The sequence below is a fragment of the Comamonas sp. wu1-DMT genome, from assembly GCF_040187805.1.
In the GTDB taxonomy this organism is placed as follows: Bacteria; Pseudomonadota; Gammaproteobacteria; order Burkholderiales; family Burkholderiaceae_C; genus Comamonas; species Comamonas thiooxydans.
Genome location: NZ_JBANEM010000013.1, coordinates 72,759 through 88,747, shown reverse-complemented (window position 1 = coordinate 88,747; position 15,989 = coordinate 72,759). Strand labels below are relative to the sequence as shown.

General features: G+C 62.4%; 14 protein-coding genes and 1 pseudogene. 8 read left to right on the top strand and 7 right to left on the bottom strand.

Features of this window, described 5'->3' with window-relative positions; translation table 11 throughout:
* Nucleotides 1-138: 138 nt before the first annotated feature.
* On the top strand, nt 139-810 hold the full coding sequence (locus V8Z78_RS18590) for a GDSL-type esterase/lipase family protein (RefSeq protein WP_080771293.1): 672 nt from the start codon (nt 139-141) through the stop codon (nt 808-810).
* A 38-nt stretch (nt 811-848) separates the two neighbouring features.
* Here the strand turns inward: V8Z78_RS18590 and V8Z78_RS18585 are convergent, their stop codons facing one another.
* From V8Z78_RS18585 to V8Z78_RS18575, 3 genes are all read right to left on the bottom strand, one after another.
* Entirely contained in the window at nt 849-2,033 is a 1,185-nt protein-coding gene (locus tag V8Z78_RS18585) for a phospholipase A (RefSeq protein WP_502878862.1), read from the bottom strand.
* Nucleotides 2,034-2,113: 80 nt separating this feature from the next.
* On the bottom strand, nt 2,114-2,437 hold the full coding sequence (locus tag V8Z78_RS18580; protein WP_003065599.1) for a hypothetical protein: 324 nt from the start codon (nt 2,435-2,437) through the stop codon (nt 2,114-2,116).
* A gap of 114 nt (nt 2,438-2,551) precedes the next feature.
* Nucleotides 2,552-4,624, bottom strand: a complete 2,073-nt coding sequence (locus V8Z78_RS18575; RefSeq protein ID WP_003065596.1) for an ATP-dependent helicase — start codon at nt 4,622-4,624, stop codon at nt 2,552-2,554.
* 229 nt (nt 4,625-4,853) lie between these two features.
* Between V8Z78_RS18575 and V8Z78_RS18570 the strand changes: the two genes are divergently transcribed.
* The 5 genes from V8Z78_RS18570 (at nt 4,854) to V8Z78_RS18550 (ending at nt 8,126) form a co-directional block, all read left to right on the top strand.
* Nucleotides 4,854-5,642, top strand: a complete 789-nt coding sequence (locus V8Z78_RS18570; RefSeq protein ID WP_349731894.1) for a hypothetical protein — start codon at nt 4,854-4,856, stop codon at nt 5,640-5,642.
* Nucleotides 5,639-6,205 (top strand): GTP-binding protein, encoded by a 567-nt coding sequence (locus V8Z78_RS18565; RefSeq protein WP_003065591.1) that lies wholly within the window; start codon nt 5,639-5,641, stop codon nt 6,203-6,205. The genes V8Z78_RS18570 and V8Z78_RS18565 overlap by 4 nt, the downstream gene beginning before the upstream one ends.
* A complete protein-coding gene (locus tag V8Z78_RS18560) occupies nt 6,202-6,603 on the top strand; it encodes a roadblock/LC7 domain-containing protein (protein ID WP_003065588.1) in 402 nt (133 codons plus the stop codon). Before V8Z78_RS18565 ends, V8Z78_RS18560 begins: the two co-directional genes overlap by 4 nt.
* An 85-nt stretch (nt 6,604-6,688) precedes the next feature.
* Nucleotides 6,689-7,048 (top strand): hypothetical protein, encoded by a 360-nt coding sequence (locus tag V8Z78_RS18555; protein ID WP_003065585.1) that lies wholly within the window; start codon nt 6,689-6,691, stop codon nt 7,046-7,048.
* 127 nt (nt 7,049-7,175) lie between these two features.
* Nucleotides 7,176-8,126 (top strand): AEC family transporter, encoded by a 951-nt coding sequence (locus V8Z78_RS18550; RefSeq protein ID WP_012836828.1) that lies wholly within the window; start codon nt 7,176-7,178, stop codon nt 8,124-8,126.
* 180 nt (nt 8,127-8,306) lie between these two features.
* Here the strand turns inward: V8Z78_RS18550 and V8Z78_RS18545 are convergent, their stop codons facing one another.
* From V8Z78_RS18545 to hemE, 3 genes are all read right to left on the bottom strand, one after another.
* Nucleotides 8,307-9,428, bottom strand: coding sequence for an asparaginase (locus V8Z78_RS18545; protein WP_003065578.1), 1,122 nt, complete (start codon nt 9,426-9,428; stop codon nt 8,307-8,309).
* 195 nt (nt 9,429-9,623) lie between these two features.
* On the bottom strand, nt 9,624-11,825 hold the full coding sequence (gene priA, locus V8Z78_RS18540; RefSeq protein WP_349731888.1) for a replication restart helicase PriA: 2,202 nt from the start codon (nt 11,823-11,825) through the stop codon (nt 9,624-9,626).
* A 659-nt stretch (nt 11,826-12,484) separates the two neighbouring features.
* A complete protein-coding gene (hemE, locus tag V8Z78_RS18535; RefSeq protein ID WP_003065572.1) occupies nt 12,485-13,600 on the bottom strand; it encodes a uroporphyrinogen decarboxylase in 1,116 nt (371 codons plus the stop codon).
* A 216-nt stretch (nt 13,601-13,816) separates the two neighbouring features.
* On the opposite strand from hemE, the pseudogene V8Z78_RS18530 reads away from it, so the two are divergent.
* Nucleotides 13,817-14,684, top strand: a pseudogene (locus V8Z78_RS18530) (GNAT family N-acetyltransferase).
* Nucleotides 14,685-14,746: 62 nt separating this feature from the next.
* Here the strand turns inward: V8Z78_RS18530 and V8Z78_RS18525 are convergent.
* Complete coding sequence (locus tag V8Z78_RS18525; RefSeq protein WP_003065569.1) at nt 14,747-15,262, bottom strand: hypothetical protein; 516 nt, start codon at nt 15,260-15,262, stop codon at nt 14,747-14,749.
* 313 nt (nt 15,263-15,575) lie between these two features.
* Between V8Z78_RS18525 and V8Z78_RS18520 the strand changes: the two genes are divergently transcribed.
* A complete protein-coding gene (locus V8Z78_RS18520) occupies nt 15,576-15,962 on the top strand; it encodes a VOC family protein (RefSeq protein ID WP_039050727.1) in 387 nt (128 codons plus the stop codon).
* The last annotated feature ends 27 nt before the right edge of the window (nt 15,963-15,989 follow it).

The window sequence follows — 15,989 nt, the reverse complement described above, 5'->3', positions numbered from 1 at the left end:
CTTGGGCGCAGCGGTTTTTTACGGCTGCTGCTTTGCAGTCTTACCGTTGTGCAACGCGGCTTGCATGGAGGCGGCGGAGGCTGGGCTATCCTCGCGCTGCCCTCCAGCCGTTGCACACCCGCTGTTTTGCGAGATGCCATGAAGCCGATATTTGACCCGTACCGACGCCATGTTCTTCAATGCATGCGTGCCGCAGCATTGCTGACAGGTGGTGCCATGCTGCTAAGCGCCTGTGGCAAGAAGACGCCCAAGGCCGCAGCCGTTCCTGCCGGGGCTACCGTGCTGGCGCTTGGTGACTCCTTGACGCAAGGTGTTGGAGCCAGCGCAGATGCCGGCTACCCCAGCCTGCTGGCCGAGCGCACGGGTTGGAAGGTGGTGAATGCAGGTATTTCGGGCGAGACCAGCAAGCAGATTGCGGACCGTCTGCCGGGGCTGCTCGATGAGCACGGGCCATCGCTGGCGATTCTGTGCGCCGGTGGCAACGACTGGCTGCAGCGCAGGAGCGAGCAAGTTGTGCAAGGCGAGATCACGCGCATGCTGCAGCTGTGCAAAGCCAGGGCGACGCCCGTGCTGCTGGTGGCCGTGCCGGAGCTGAGCCTGAGTGCAGCGTTGACGGGGCGCATGAAGGATCACTCCATCTACCAAACCTTGGCCAAGGACAACCGGGTGGCATTGCTGGCCGATGCCTGGAGCGAGGTGCTGGGCAATAGCGCCTTGCGCGCCGATCAGGTGCATGCCAATGCCGCAGGCTATGCGCGGTTTACCGAGTTGCTAGTGGCTCAGGCCCGGGCTTCTGGCTTTCTGGCGTAAATCACGGCTCGGCCCAGCGGCTGCGGACCAGGCCGGCTTCAGAAGTCCAGCAGGCTCAGGCCCACGCTGAGTACCGTGCGCTTGTTGTTGTAGTCGATCAGACTGTCGCCATAGCCGCTGAACAGCTGAACATGCAGGCGCAGATTGCTCTTGCCGCCGTTCCAGCCTTCGCCCAGGGTGCGCAGCCACTCGATACGACCGGAGCCCTTGCCCTGGCCCAGCGAACCGCGTGCAGTCAGGCCCAGATAGTTCTGCTCGTTGACGTTCCAGCCCAGCTTGACTTCACCGCGACCGATGTAGTCCTGGATGTGGGGGTTGTCGTCCTCGAGCGCGCTCTCCTTCATGCGCTGCCAGGCCTTCAGATGCAGCTGCCAGCGGTTGCCCAGCTCGGCGCCGGTCATCAGATACCAGCGGTTCCAGCTGCGCGACAGCGGGTTGCTCTGGCCGTTCGACTGATGAGCTATGCCTATGCCCGAGTAGCGCCAGCGCCAGCCCAGCGGCAGCTGGGCGTCCGTCGGGTAGACGTAGAACACCTCGGGCTCGTGGTCGGTGGTGCGGAAGGGCCGCGAGATATCGCCGTTGAACAGCTGCCAGTAGGACTGCTGGGTATAGCCGAACCACAGCGAATCCTTGCCCTTCGAGGTGGGGCCGGTCAGCAGGCCGGAGGCAATCTTGGTGCGGGCCGAGAGCTGCAGGCGCATCTCGTGCTTCTGGTAGGGCTGCTCGGTCGCCAGGCCGCGGCTGGGCGAATAGGGCTGCTGATTGACCTCGTCGCCCACGACCACGGAGACCGACATGGGACGGTAGCCGCGGAAGTTGAAAGTGCCGCAGTCCGTGCCGGGCTCCAGCTCGAAGTAGCGCGACACCTCGGTGTAGCGCGGATCGCGGCAGCCGCCGTTGTTGGGTGAGAGACCCAGGCCGCTGTCGGCGCTGGCGACAGTCGCCCCAGCCGCACTGGCGGGCGCGGCATCGTTCGCCGAGGCGGTAGCGGCAGTGAGAGCCGGCGCAGCTTGTGCGCTGGCTGCAGGTGCACTCCAACCGGTGGCCGGGGGCGCAACCGCCGGGCCTTGCTTGTGTGCCCAGGCATCAAAGCAGGCCAGGCGGTCGTTGTTGCTGGTGGTGGCAGCACATTGCTGCCAGCTTTCGGGGGGCGGCAGTTCCGCGCTGCTGGCGGTGGTTGGGTTCAGGCCGCCGACCAGTGCCAGGCCGATGCTCAGGGTCAGGGGGGGGCGGGGTAAAGAAGCGAATACTCATGGGTCAATCAATGCACAGGCCGGTTGCGGTTGGCAACACCCAGCCCTGCTCAGGGTTGGGCCTTGCGCATGATGAACGCACGTGGTGGAACATTTTCTCCCTCCTGGTAACTGCCGTGAATTTCTGTACCGCAACTGCCCTCGACCACTTCGCCCAGCCAGGTGCCGGTGATGCGTGAGCCGTCTGCGCTTTCTTCAAGAGTGACCGTACCCTCGTTCACATCGCCCACCATGGGATGGCTGCTGCCCAGGCGGCTGACGCTGCCTTTGACATTGCCTTCCCATTCGGGATGCGGGCCCAGCACCATGCGGGCGGTTTCCTCACTGCCGGCGACGGAGCCCGTCCATACGCCTTGCAGCTGCTTGTCGCTCATCTGCCAGTCTCGCGCGCAAGTGCTGACAGGCTTGGAGTCAAACTGCGCGCAAGCTGTTATGGAGAAAGCGCTGGCAGCTATGAAAATCAAAGATCTCAAAGTCATGTGGAGTCATCAGTTGGCGGCGCCTGGCGCCGCCTGGTTCTTGCGCGCGGCAAATTCTTCGCGCAGCTTGCGCAGCTTCTCGCGCGGGTCTTCCTTGGCCGTGGCCGCATCGAGGCCCATTTCCTTGATGAAGCGGCTGGGCTGGCAGGCCACCATCTCGCGGCCTTTTTTGCGGCGCTTGGTCCAGCTCACGGCCAGCGTGCGCTGGGCGCGGGTGATGCCCACATACATCAGGCGGCGCTCTTCCTGCAGCCGCGCTGCCGTTTCATCGCTGACCTGCTGCTGCTTGCCATCGTCATCGTCCAGCTTGAATGGCAGCATGCCCTCGGTCACGCCGACCTGCATGACATGGGGCCATTCCAGACCCTTGGACGCGTGGAGGGTGGAGAGCACGACCATGTCCTGCTCCTTTTCGCGCTCGCTGATGGTGGAGAGCAGGGCAATGTTCTGCGAGACCTCCAGCAGGCTCTTGACCTCGGTCTGGGTGCCGGCGCCTGCAGCATCTTCTATCTGGCCGCCAGCGCGCTGGGCCATCCAGTCACAGAACTCCAGCACATTGCTCCAGCGCGCGGCGGCGACGGACTCGCTGTCCTCGCTGTCATACAGATACTGTTCGTAGCCAATTTCCTTGAGCCAGTCGATCAGAAAGCTGCGCGAGGCTTCAAAGCCCAGGGTGTGGCGGGCACGGTATTCCAGGTCGTTGATATAGCGGCCGAATTCCAGCAGGCTTTCGAAGGCCTTGCGCGGCAGCGCCTCCTCCAGCATGGCATTGAACAGCGAGCCGAACATGCTGAGCTTGTGCGCAGCGGAGAACTCCCCGAGCTTGCCCAGCGTGGTGTGACCGATGCCGCGCTTGGGCGTGCCTATGGAGCGCAGAAAAGCCGGGTCGTCGTCGTTGTTGATCCAGAGGCGGAACCAGGCGCACAGGTCCTTGATCTCGGCGCGGTCGAAAAAGCTGGTGCCGCCCGAGACCTTGTAGGGGATGTTGGCCTTGCGCAGCGCCTTCTCGAAGGGCTTGGCCTGGTGGTTGGCGCGGTAGAGGATGGCGAAGTCCTTCCACGCGGGCTGCGGGTTCATATTGGCGCGCAGGCTCTGAATGCGGGCCACGGCACGCTCGGCCTCGTGCTCTTCGGTGTCGCAGTCGACGATGCGCACGGGTTCGCCCTCGCCGAGTTCCGAAAACAGTGTCTTGGGAAACAGCTTGGGGTTGGGGCCGATCACATTGTTGGCGGCGCGCAGGATGGCGCTGGTGGAGCGGTAGTTCTGCTCCAGCTTGATGACCTTGAGCTGCGGAAAGTCCACGGGCAGCTTCCTGAGGTTGTCCAGCGTGGCGCCGCGCCAGCCGTAGATCGACTGATCGTCGTCACCCACGGCCGTGAAGTGGGCGCGCTCGCCCACCAGGAATTTGAGCAGCTCGTATTGCGTGGCATTGGTGTCCTGATATTCGTCCACCAGCACATGGCCCAGCAGGCGTTGCCATTTTTCGCGCACCTCGGGGTGGCCGCGCAGCAGGCGCATGGGCATGCCGATCAGGTCGTCGAAGTCCACGCTCTGGTAGGCGGTCAGGCGCTCTTCATAGCGCTGCATGATGAGAGCGGTGCTGCGCTCGTTGTCGTCCTGGGCCATGGCCAGGGCCTTGCGGCTGTCCCAGCCCTGATTCTTCCAGCCGCTGATGGTCCACTGCCACTGGCGGGCCGTCGCCACATCGGTGGTGCCGCCCGCGCAGTCCTTGAGGATGCCGGTGACATCGTCGGTGTCCAGAATGCTGAACTGGGGCTTGAGACCGAGGATGTGGCCGTCCTCGCGCACCATGCGCACGCCTAGCGAGTGGAAGGTGCAGATCAGCACTTCCTTGGCCTGGCGGCCGATCAGACCTGCGGCGCGTTCGCGCATTTCGGCGGCGGCCTTGTTGGTAAAAGTGATAGCGGCAATGCGGCGTGGCGCCAGACCGGTTTCGATCAGACGGCCTATCTTGTGCGTAATCACACGGGTCTTGCCCGAGCCGGCGCCTGCCAGAACAAGGCATGGACCTTCGGTGTAATGCACGGCCTGGAGCTGAGCGAGGTTGAGACCAGCAGACATGAAGCAGAGTGACCCATCATCAAAAACAAGGACTGGGAGCATACCGCTTCGCTGTGAAGAGCCCTGATGACAGCGTTCACAACTGACAAAAATCAGGGACTCAGCGAGCGTTTCACCTACACGTGCACTCTCCTGTTATCTGAATAATTGTTGTAATAAGGTGTTAGTTTTGTAGCGTGAAGATTGCATCGTGTCCGGCCTTGATCCCGACAGCGCCAGCGAATTTTCGATGGTTGAGGGATTCATTGTCTTTTCCTCAACCCTCAGGGTGTTGTGCATGGCGAGAACCATCGATGAAGTGAGCTTGGCCGCAGAACTTTGGACGCCTGCCGTGCAGCAGCGCTTTGAAGCGCTGTTCGCCGTGGCCGCGCGCAAGTCGCTTTCCGGCTGGCGTCAGGTTCCACGCCATGCGGCCGAAGTGCTGGTGATCGAAGGGCTGGAGAGCCTGCTGGTCAGGGCCGAGGCGAGAGCTCCTTGTGTGGTCTATCTCGGCGGCGAGCCGGCCATGCAGCCGCTGGGGCGTTCTTCCCAGGGCTGGGCAGTACATCTTGATGTGGACTTCACGCTGTCCGACCTGATCGACATGCTCGACCGTGCCGCGGTTTTCCTCATGGACTGGAGAGCCCGGCACAGGGCCGGTGAGCCCCTGCCGCTGCAGCGTGCCTTGCAAGAGCTTCAGTCGCAGGGAGTCGACTGTACGCATTGCTTTCAAATCAAATCCTGGGTTGCTTTGCCTGGCAGCGTCAACAGCGCGCAGAACATGCGTGCGCTGGCGCTGCTCGCGCGTGGGCCTATCAATGCCAGATCGCTGGCCGAGCACGCCGGCATTGAGATGTCGCAACTATCGACCCTGCTGTCCCTGCCTCAGATTCAGGCAGTCCTGCGCTGTAGTCTGCGCGGCTCCGAGGAACCCTCCGCTGCACAGAAATCAATTGCCCAGAAGCAGCCCGCCGCTTCCGTGACGCGTCAATGGCTCAGCAAGCTGACGGGCTGGATTACCCGTGGAGGACGTACATGACATCTTTCATGCCCATGCAGCCCGGCCAGGGTCTGCTGCGGGTGAGTCTGCTGGGGCCCATGGGCATAGGCAAGACCACGGCGCTGCGCAGCCTGTGCGGGGAATTCATGGCAGGCAGCGATGTGCGCAACCTGGACAAGGCGACGCACAGCAAGGAGTTCACCACGGTCGGTGCGGAGTTTGGCGAGATCGATCTGGGCTCTGGCGAGAGACTGCAGCTGGTAGGCAGCCCCGGTCAGGATCGTTTTGATTTCGTGCGCCGCTGGGTGCTTTCTGCATCGGTGGGAGCGCTGCTGATGGTGGACGTCAACGATGCGGGCGCGGTGGACTACGCCTGCGAGATGCTGACGGGGATCGCAGAGCTGGACCAGGCACCTTTGATGGTCATTCTCAGTTGCCGTCCCGCCAGCGGAGCAAGGCTGGAGGCATTCAGCTCCGCCCTGGTTGCCAAAGGCCATGACCTCACCCCGCTTGTTGAGGCTGATCCACGTGATCGCCAGCAGATGCTGGATGCCCTGAGCGTGCTGGCATCGCTGCTCTCCTTGCAAAGTCAGACTCTATGAAGACCCATACCTCCCTCGTGATTCCGCCACATGCCGTGGAGGCAGGTCAGGAAATCCTGGCGCGTGTGGTCGCCCCGGTGGCGGGCGTCCACATCGCCTTGCTCTGTACCCCTGACGGTTTCGAGATTTCAGCGCTGCGCATTCGCAGCGATCTGCCGACCGAACGACTGTCGGCCATGGCGGGCTCGCTCATGGCCATGGCCAAGGCCGTGGCCAATGAGATCGGACACAGGGATTGCAAGCGCCTGACCTTCGAGACGGAGTCGGGCACGGTGGTCTTCCAGGCGGTGAACGGCTCTTTCCCGGCCGTTCTCTGCCTGGTGGTGGATCAGAACGCCTTGCTGGGTCGCGCGCTCTGGGCGGCTGGCGAGGTTGCCACAGGGTACCTGCCCTCTTGATCACAGGTTCACTGGAGTTCTGAGTCTGAGTGGGTGCGCATCTGGCGCACGAGTTCCTTGTCTTGCTTTTTCAAAAGGTGGATTTATGGCCTCTATCCAGGATTCTCTGAACGCTCTGATGACCGCAGACGGTGCTGTCTGCGGCGCCCTCGTGGACAGCGCCAGCGGCATGCTGATGGGCAGCGTAGGCGGCGGCGTGGACATGGAGCTGGCCGCGGCCGGCAACACCGAGGTCGTGCGTGCCAAGATCAAGACCATGCGCATGCTCAATCTCAACGACCAGATTGACGACATACTGATCACTCTGGGCAAGCAATATCACATCATCCGTCCCGTTGCCGCCAATGACGGCGTGTTCTTCTATCTGGTGCTGGACAAGGCGCGTGCCAACCTGGCGCTGGCGCGCCGCAAGACTGCAGATGTGGAAAAGGAGCTCAAGCTCTGACGCGCTGTCCTTGTACCTGTCACAGCAGCCTGCCTTGCGCAGGCTTTGTTTTTGGATAGGTCTGCACTGAAAAATTTTCATCGAAGGCCGTGAGAGGGCTGGAGCCGGGCGCTGTCACAATTTGTGCGTGTTGTCCGTTCTACTCATCACCTTTCCCTTCTTTGCCCTGGTGGCTTGCGGCTTTGTCGCCACATGGCGCGGCATCCTGCCCCAGGCGTCCATCCCCGGCCTCAATGCCTTTGTGCTGTACTTCGCGCTGCCTTGCATGCTGTACCGCTTTGGCGCGCAGACACCGATTCATCAGCTGCTCGACATCAACGTCACCCTGGTCTATCTGCTCTGTGCGGTGCTGATGGTGGGGGCGACCGTGCTGCTGACACACGCACGCCTGGGCTGGAACGATGCCGCATTCGGTGCACTGGTCGCTGCTTTTCCGAACACCGGCTTCATGGGCGTCCCCATGCTGGCGGCGCTGCTGGGCGCGCAGAGTGCGGGGCCAGTGATCGTGACCATGGCCATCGACATGGTCCTCACCACCTCGGCCTGCATTGCGCTGTCGCGGCTCGATCTGGCGGGAGGGCAAGGAATCTGGCTGGCAGTGCGCAATTCGCTCAAGGGCATGGCGTCCAACCCCATGCCCTGGTCGATTCTGCTGGGCGGCCTGGCATCCGCCATGGGTTGGGTATTGCCCGGCCCGGTGGACAAGACCGTGTCCATGCTGGCTGCAGCGGCTTCGCCGGTGGCCTTGTTCACCATAGGCGCGGTGCTGGCGCGCTCGCAGATGAACAGCCACGAGCGCGTGGCAGCGCGCGACTATGTACCGATCGCGCTGGCCAAACTGGTCGTCCACCCGCTGCTGGTCTGGGCCGTCGGATTGGCCGCAATCTCCATGGGCTTGGGGCTTCAGCACGAAACCCTGGTGGTGCTGGTGCTGCTGGCAGCCCTGCCGTCCGCCAGCAATGTATCGCTGTTGACCGAGCGCTACGGCGCCCACAGCGGCCGCGTGGCCCGCATCATCCTGGTATCGACCAGCCTGGCCTTTCTCAGCTTCTCCGCTGCCGTGGCGCTGATGACCTGATCAAAAACAATAGCGATTTGCGCAAGACCAGCCTGCGCAAACCGCTGTTTTGGCTAAAAGCCGTAGATCAAGCACACCCCAACAAAGAGACACCGAGGAAGGGACGTCCCGCACCGAAGGTGTCGTCCCCCTCCCGAAGAGAGAGGGGGAAGGCGCGAAGCGCCTCAGGGGGGGGAGTGCTCAATACTCCCAGAACATCCGCTGCAGTTCCTTGGTGTTGGCGCCCTTGGTCAGCGCCAGCATGGTCAGCAGGCGTGCTTTTTCGGGGCGCATATCGTGGGCGACCACCCAGTCGTACTTGTCGTCGGGCTGCTCGGCATTGCGCAGCACAAAGCCGTAGGGCACGCGTGACGAACGCACGATGAGCACGCCCTTGCCGCGGGCATCCTGCAGCGGCTTGACCATGCGGTCGGCGACCGAGCCATTGCCGGTGCCGGCATGGACGATGGCCTTGGCGCCAGCATCGACCAGGGCATTCACGGCCGTGGGCTGGACGCTGCCGTAGGCATAGACGATGTCCACCTGAGGCAGCTTGTCGATGTTGTCGATATTGAACTCGGAGTTCATGGTGTGGCGCTTGACGGGCGCGCGGAACCAGTAGTTCTTGCCCTCGACCACCATGCCCAGCGGGCCCCACTGGCTCTTGAAGGCACCGGTCTGGATATTGATGTCCTTGTTCACATCGCGGGCGGTGTTGATCTCGTCATTCATGGTGACGAAGACGCCCTTGCCCCTGGCGTCCTTGGAGCCAGCCACGCTGACGGCATTGACCAGGTTCAGTGCGCCATCGGCGGACAGGGCCGTGCCCGGACGCATGCTGCCGACCACGGCAATGGGCTTGTCGGTGTGCACGGTCAGGCTCAGGAAGTAGGCCGTCTCGGCCAGCGTGTCCGTGCCGTGGGTGATGACGATGCCGTCCACATCGGACTGCTTGGCCAGTTGCGAGACGCGCTTGGCCAGGGTCAGCAGATTGTCGTTGGTGAAGCTCTCGGAAGCGATCTGGAACACCTGCTCGCCGCGCACATTGGCGATCTGGGCCAGCTCGGGCAGGCCGGCCAGCAGCTTGTCCACAGGTACCTTGGCGGCCGTGTAGGTAGCGCTGTTGACGGTCGAGGCACCGGCACCCGCAATCGTGCCGCCCGTGGCCAGCACCACCACATTGGGCTTGGCTGCCTGCGCCTTGGCCGCCTGCGCGGCCGCAGGCGATGCATCCTGCGCCAGGGCTGCGCCGGGGGCGGACAGAACGCCCAGAACGGCAATGGTGGCGGCCAGCAAGGACTGGCGGAAGACTTGTTTTTGCATGAAGTAGTGCTCCGTGATTGAATGAAACGGCCTCTTGTGGAGCCGAGCTTCACACCATGCAATAGCCATGCCGGCTTGCCCATTCGCGCAAATCCCGATGGATTTGCCAAGCGCCTGCGGTTTATATAAATTGATAGCTGTTAGCGCTTATGGGTAAAGGGCTAAAGAGCTAAAAACCTTAAACTTCAGACGACTTTAAATGCTGAGCGGATCCACATCCACCAGCCAGCGCACCAGCGGCCTGTGCTCGGGCAGAGTGCGCAGCCAGTGCAGATACTGCTGCCAGGCATTCAGAAAGCGCAGCAGGGCGCTGCGGTTGCCGGCTTCCAGCAGCATCTGGGCACGCTCCACATTGGCCACGCGCTGCACCGCCATGGGGATGGGCGGGTAGATGAACACTTCGTCCAGATAAGGCAGCTTGGCCTCTCTGGCGACCTGGGTGGCGGCATTCAGAAAGGCCTGGGCGGCTTCCTGGGTGCGTGCATCGGCCCGGACTATGGCCTGAAAGGCATAGGGCGGCATGCCGGCATCCAGCCGTTCCTTGAGCTGCTGCCTGGCAAACGCCGGGTAGTCATGCTTGCGCAGTGCGGTGTAGACGGCGTTTTGCGGGTCGTGGCTTTGAATCCACATTTCCGGATGGCTGCCCTGGGCCTTCACATATTGCGCGTCGCGCCCGGCACGCCCGGCGGCCTGCATCAGCAGGCAGAACAGCCGCTCCGGGGCGCGATAGTCGCTGGAGTACAGCGCGCTGTCGGGTTGCACGGCCGCCACCAGCGTGATGCGCCGAAAGTCATGGCCCTTGGCCACCATCTGGGTGCCTACCAGCACATCCACATCGCCGGCATGCACCTGGGCCAGCTGCTGCTCCAGGCTGCCCTTGGCCTTGGTGGTGTCGGCGTCGATGCGCGCCACGCGGGCCGGATTGCCGTCGGGACGCTGCACATTGCGCAGCAGCCGCTCCAGCTCTTCCTGCAACTGCTCCGTGCCCTTGCCCAGCGGCAGGATGTCGGGGTTGCCGCAGCTGGGGCAGGCAAACGGCACACGCTGGGTAAAGCCGCAGTGGTGGCAGCGCAGCGTGCGGTCGCCCTTGTGAAAGACCTGGTGAGCGCTGCAATGGGGGCAGTCGCTCTTCCAGTTGCAGTCGGCGCAGAACAGCACGGGGGCAAAGCCGCGGCGGTTGAGCAGAATCAGGCTTTGCTCGCCGCGTTTGACGCGCTCGGTGATGGCCTCGATCAGCGGCGGCGAGAACACGGCGCGTTTGGGTTGCTGGCCCATGTCCACCATTCTCACCCTGGGAAGGCTGGCCGCGCCTGAGCCGGCCGCGCCAATGCTGGCCGCGCCGATACGGCTGGGCATATGCAGGCGCAGGTAGCGGCCGACATCGGGTTCCGAGGCATGCCAGCTCTCCAGCGACGGTGTGGCGCTGCCCAGAATGACCTTGGCGCCGGTATCGCGCCCGCGCCAGATGGCCAGATCGCGTGCCGAATAGCGTGCCCCTTCCTGCTGCTTGTAGCTGGCGTCATGCTCCTCGTCGACCACGATCAGCGCCAGTTGCGGCACGCTGGCAAAAATAGCCATGCGCGTACCCAGCACGATGCGGGCGCGGCCCGTGTGAGCGGCCAGCCAGCTTTTGAGACGCTGCGGGTTGGTCATGCCGCTGTGCATACTGACTACGGCGTCCTTGCCGTACTGAGGCACGAAGCGGGCGACAAATCGCTCTTCCAGCTGAGGCGTGAGGTTGATCTCGGGCACCATCACCAGGGCTTGAGCCTCCGGGTTGGCATCCAGCACGGCTTGCACTGCACGTAGATAAACCTCGGTCTTGCCGCTGCCAGTGCTGCCGTAGAGCAGGAACGGGCCGGGGTTTTGCTCAATTTGCTCGAAAACCGCCGATTGTTCGGCACTGAGGGCGAGCAAAGGCGTTGCGCTGCTGGCGTCCTGCGTGTGAGCCATCGTCTCGGTGCTCGCTTGTGCTGCTTCAGCGACTTGTGTCTTCTTGCGCTTGCCGGCTGGCGTCTTGGCTGTCTTGGGCGGAGTCAGCCGCCGCGCCAGTTGTTCGGGCGACATATCGCGCAATTGAGGCGGCAAGGCGGTGACGGCGATCTCGCCCAAGCTGCGCTGGTAATAGTGCGCGGCAAAAGCCACCAGGCGTCGCCAGGCCTGGTTCAGCGGTTCTATGCCCTGCAGCAGGCCGGCAATGCTGCGCAGTTCCACCCCGTCTGGAATGGCTTCGGGGGCGGCGGGCGTATCCCAGACCACACCCAGCAACTCTCTTTTTCCCAGAGGAACGCGCGCCAAGCTGCCGGGCTCCAGCCATGCATCGCTAACGTAGCTCAACAGATCACCTACGGCGCTGTGGGCAGGGGTCTGGACGGCAACGTAAACGATATGGGACATGGAGTTGGATCGGGGGAAGGCGCTGCAGAGGCCGCGGTTCCTCAGAGCTATAGCAGATTTTGAGGCCTGCAAAGGCTTTGCGTTCTGTGGATAACTTTGTGAGAAACAATATGCGCGAAAGGCCTGAGCAAGTCCTGTTCGTGTTTGTAAGCCGGCAGGATGGCTGAGTGGTTGAATAATTAATTTATTTAAAACAAAGACTTATATGTATTCATGAGGCGATGAGGAGCTTGCTTCGGAGGAGTGTTGGCAGGGAGTCTGCCTCGCCATATCTGTGCATAAATCAGGCGGCGAGTCACTGTCAACCGAGAAGCTCCCTAAACCTAAATGCTTCCAAACCGCTGTGCAAAGTCCTTAACTTCTCAAAAAATAGCACTAGAGCCAGCAGCCATGAGGCATGCAGTTATCTTGAAGCATTCATATGTGGATAACTTCCGTCAATCGATGCCAAGGTGGATGAAAAAATAAAAAAGCGCCAAGCACTGCTGGCGCCGAATTTTTCAGGGTCTGAGATTTAGTGATTTGAAATCAATGATTTGCTGCCGCTCTGCTGCATCTCAGGGTGGCAATTGTCGTTCAATAACCATTTGATCTTATCGGGTGATTGGGGCCCGTTGTTCTGCAACAAATGCCTGGGAAGGCAGTTGTTGCAGGGGGAATCAGCCCTTTGTGCGCAGCAGGCGCGAGTGGCTGTGCACAGCTTCGACCAGCGCGGCCACATGTTCGGGCGGGGTGAACTGGCTGATGCCGTGACCCAGATTGAAGATGTGGGTGGGGCCGGTGGTGCTCTTGTCGGTATGGGGCTTGCCAAAGCTGTCCAGCACGGCACGCGCCTGGGCGGCGACCTGCTCGGGTGCGGCAAACAGCACATTCGGGTCGATATTGCCCTGCAGCGCCTTGCCGGGGCCGCCGATCTCGCCGCCCACGATGGCGCGCGCCTTGCCCAAATTGGCCGTCCAGTCCAGACCCAGCACTTCGCAGTCGATGTCCTTCATGTCGGGCAGCCAGATGCCACCGCCCTTGGTGAAGACGATGCGGGGCACGTCGCTGCCGTCCACGCCGGTGCGCTTGAGCTGAGCCAGCACGCGCTTGGTATAGGCGAGGCTGAATTCCTGGAAAGCACCGTCGGCCAGCACGCCGCCCCAGCTGTCAAAAATCATCACGGCCTGTGCGCCGGCATCGATCTGGGCGTTCAGGTAGGCCGCCACGCTGTCGGCGTTGACTTCCAGGATGCGGTGCATCAGGTCGGGGCGCGAGTACATCAGCGACTTGACGGTACGGTAGTCATCGCTGCCCTTGCCCTCGGTCATGTAGCAGGCCAGAGTCCAGGGGCTGCCCGAGAAGCCGATCAGCGGTACACGGCCATTGAGCACCTTGCGGATATTGGTGACGGCGTCAAACACATAGCGCAGCTTGTCCATGTCGGGCACGGCCAGCTCGGCCACGGCGGCCTCGTCGCGCACCACCTTGGCAAAGCGCGGACCTTCGCCTTCGGCGAACGACAGGCCCAGGCCCATGGCGTCGGGCACGGTCAGGATGTCGCTGAACAGAATGGCAGCGTCCAGCGGGAAGCGATCCAGCGGCTGCAGGGTCACCTCGGTGGCGTAGTCCACATTGGTGGCCAGGCCCATGAAGCTGCCGGCCTTGGCGCGGGTGGCCTTGTACTCGGGCAGGTAGCGTCCCGCCTGGCGCATCAGCCACAGGGGCGTGTAGTCAGTAGCCTGGCGACGGCATGCGCGCAGGAAGGTGTCATTGGTCAGGGGGGCGAAACTCATATGCCGATTGTCGCCCACTCCGGCTTTCCCATTCACCACAATCCCGAGCGGCAATTCAGCTCTCTGTGCAGGGATGGCGGCCGCCATGGTTTGTCATGCAACCGTCATTCAAATGTCGCGCGGGCTTCATCTGCGTTTTCCACAATGACGCCACGCAGACACACCGTGTGGCACAGGCAGGCCGCCAACTGCGTCCAACACCGGAGGAAAGCAGACATGAGGCATCCCGAGATTCTTGATGCGCTGAATGGCCAGAGCATCGCGACGACATCATCATCGGCTCCCTCGCTTTCCCATCGTCCCGCCAGTCCCGTGCATCCTGCCGCGCCCGCTTTGCGCCTGCAGGTGCGCTGGGCCCGGCATCTGGACGAGGTTCGCCAGGCCCAGCGTCTACGCTATCAGATCTTTGCCGAAGAAATGGGCGCTGTGCTGCAGACGCCCGTGGCAGGTCATGACATCGATGTCTTTGACGATTTCTGCGAGCATCTGATGGTCTGCGATGAAGAGCAGAACAAGGTGATCGGCACCTACCGTCTGCTGACCCCCGCCCAGGCCCAGCGTGCCGGCGGTTTGTACAGCGATCAGGAGTTCGATCTCTCGCCCATCAACGCCTGGCGGGCGCAGATGGTCGAACTGGGGCGCAGCTGCGTGCATGCGGAGCATCGCCAGGGCGGCGTGATTCTGGCGCTCTGGGGGGGCGTTGGCCGAATTCATGCAGCGCAACCGGCTCGAGGCCATGGTGGGCTGCGCCAGCATTCCCATGCAGTACCCGGGCCTGGCCCATGGCGAAGGTCCGGCACGCATCTGGCAGCAACTGCGCCAGAGCCATCTGGCCGAGCCCGAGTTGCAGGTGCGCCCCCGAGTAGCCCTGCCCGAGGAGTTGGCGCATATCAGCAATGTCTCGGCAGATGCGTTGAAGGTCGAGCCGCCAGCGCTGATCCAGGGCTATCTGCGTGCCGGTGCCAAGGTGCTGGGGGCGCCGGCCTGGGACAGCGACTTCAATACGGCCGATCTGCCCATCATGATGCGCATGCAGGATCTACCCTCACGCTACCGCCGACTGTTCGGGCGCATGAAGGCCTGAGGCGAGGGCAGAAAGCAAAAAGCCTGTGGCCATGCCACAGGCTTTTTTGATGGCTGGACGGGTCATGCCGCGTGGCTGGGCTCATCTTCCAGGCCTTCGGCAAACAGGCCCAGCGCCGTAACCATCAGGCCCAGCATGAGGAAGGCATAGGCTGCAATGGACAGCACCAGACTCATGCTGTAGCCCCATTGCAGAACCGAGCAGGCCCAATCCCAGGACCCATAAAGCGCGCTGCACTGATTGCTGGCCGGCATGTGCACATACCAGGTGACGGCGATCCACATCAGGACCAGCATCACCACCGTGGTGCGAAGCTTGTGTGACGGCGTCTGGTCCATGTTCTTGAGCAAGACCAGCGGTATGGCTCCGCCCCAGACAAACATCATCAGCCAACTGAAGGCAGGAGCCTGCGCCAGTGCCTGTTGCAACCAGTGCATCTTGGGCATGCTGTTGATGCTGGCCAGGACGTCCCAGGCAAAAGGCAGGGCCAGACCGGCGATTGCCAGACTGGCCAGCGCCAGTGCACGCAACAAGCAAAGACGTTTGTGAGACGGCTGGTGGATAAGGTTGGCATGCATGGCTTACCTCCTGTGCAGTTCAGGCAGTCCGCAGTGGTCAACGCGTGCAAGGCTGGCAAAGGCTGGAAACTGCGGTTGCGCCTGGCTTGTGGGCAGTTCCAGTCTAGAGCTTTTGCCTGGTTTGTGCCATAGGCACTATGCGCCTGCTTGAAGTCGCGCTCCACTCCAAGGCGAGGCCGATGTGCCCAGTCGTAAAGTTGATTGCGCCAGGTTCATTGAGCTTGCCGGGGCTGGCATCTGCCAACCCCTGGGGCTAAGCTTGATCCGCTCGACTCAGGGCCATGAACCCGCAGCGCCGGGCAAAGGAGTTCTTATGCTGAGCCATTCTGCTGTGACGACGATGCTGCCGGTAATGGATATGGCGCGTGCTCGTGCTTTCTACGAAGAAAGCCTGGGTCTGCAGCCAGGAGAGCTGCGGCCCGATGGAAAGTTTGTCTACCTGGTTGGCGGCAGTGCGCTGGCCCTGTTTCCAAAGCCTGGCGGTACCAAGGCCGAGCACACGGCCATCAGCTTTCGGGTGCCCGATATCGCTGCCAGCATTCGGGAACTGAAAAGCCGGGGTGTGGTGTTTGAGGACTACGACTTCCCCGACTTCAAGACCGTCAACCATGTCTGCGTGCTGGGGTCCGAGAAAGCCGCCTGGTTCAAGGACACCGAGGGTAACTACCTCTGCCTGCATGAGGAAGTGGCGACAGCCTGAATTGCGTCATGCTTTGCGCGCGGTAAT

Bases quoted from the DNA above. Each gene is read 5' to 3' on its own strand.
- V8Z78_RS18590 (WP_080771293.1), top strand. From the start codon at position 139: ATGAAGCCGATATTTGACCCGTACCGACGCCATGTTCTTCAATGCATG.
- V8Z78_RS18580 (WP_003065599.1), bottom strand. From the start codon at position 2,437: ATGAGCGACAAGCAGCTGCAAGGCGTATGGACGGGCTCCGTCGCCGGC.
- V8Z78_RS18575 (WP_003065596.1), bottom strand. From the start codon at position 4,624: ATGTCTGCTGGTCTCAACCTCGCTCAGCTCCAGGCCGTGCATTACACC.
- V8Z78_RS18570 (WP_349731894.1), top strand. From the start codon at position 4,854: ATGGTTGAGGGATTCATTGTCTTTTCCTCAACCCTCAGGGTGTTGTGC.
- V8Z78_RS18565 (WP_003065591.1), top strand. From the start codon at position 5,639: ATGACATCTTTCATGCCCATGCAGCCCGGCCAGGGTCTGCTGCGGGTG.
- V8Z78_RS18560 (WP_003065588.1), top strand. From the start codon at position 6,202: ATGAAGACCCATACCTCCCTCGTGATTCCGCCACATGCCGTGGAGGCA.
- V8Z78_RS18555 (WP_003065585.1), top strand. From the start codon at position 6,689: ATGGCCTCTATCCAGGATTCTCTGAACGCTCTGATGACCGCAGACGGT.
- V8Z78_RS18545 (WP_003065578.1), bottom strand. From the start codon at position 9,428: ATGCAAAAACAAGTCTTCCGCCAGTCCTTGCTGGCCGCCACCATTGCC.
- priA (WP_349731888.1), bottom strand. From the start codon at position 11,825: ATGTCCCATATCGTTTACGTTGCCGTCCAGACCCCTGCCCACAGCGCC.
- hemE (WP_003065572.1), bottom strand. From the start codon at position 13,600: ATGAGTTTCGCCCCCCTGACCAATGACACCTTCCTGCGCGCATGCCGT.
- V8Z78_RS18525 (WP_003065569.1), bottom strand. From the start codon at position 15,262: ATGCATGCCAACCTTATCCACCAGCCGTCTCACAAACGTCTTTGCTTG.
- V8Z78_RS18520 (WP_039050727.1), top strand. From the start codon at position 15,576: ATGCTGAGCCATTCTGCTGTGACGACGATGCTGCCGGTAATGGATATG.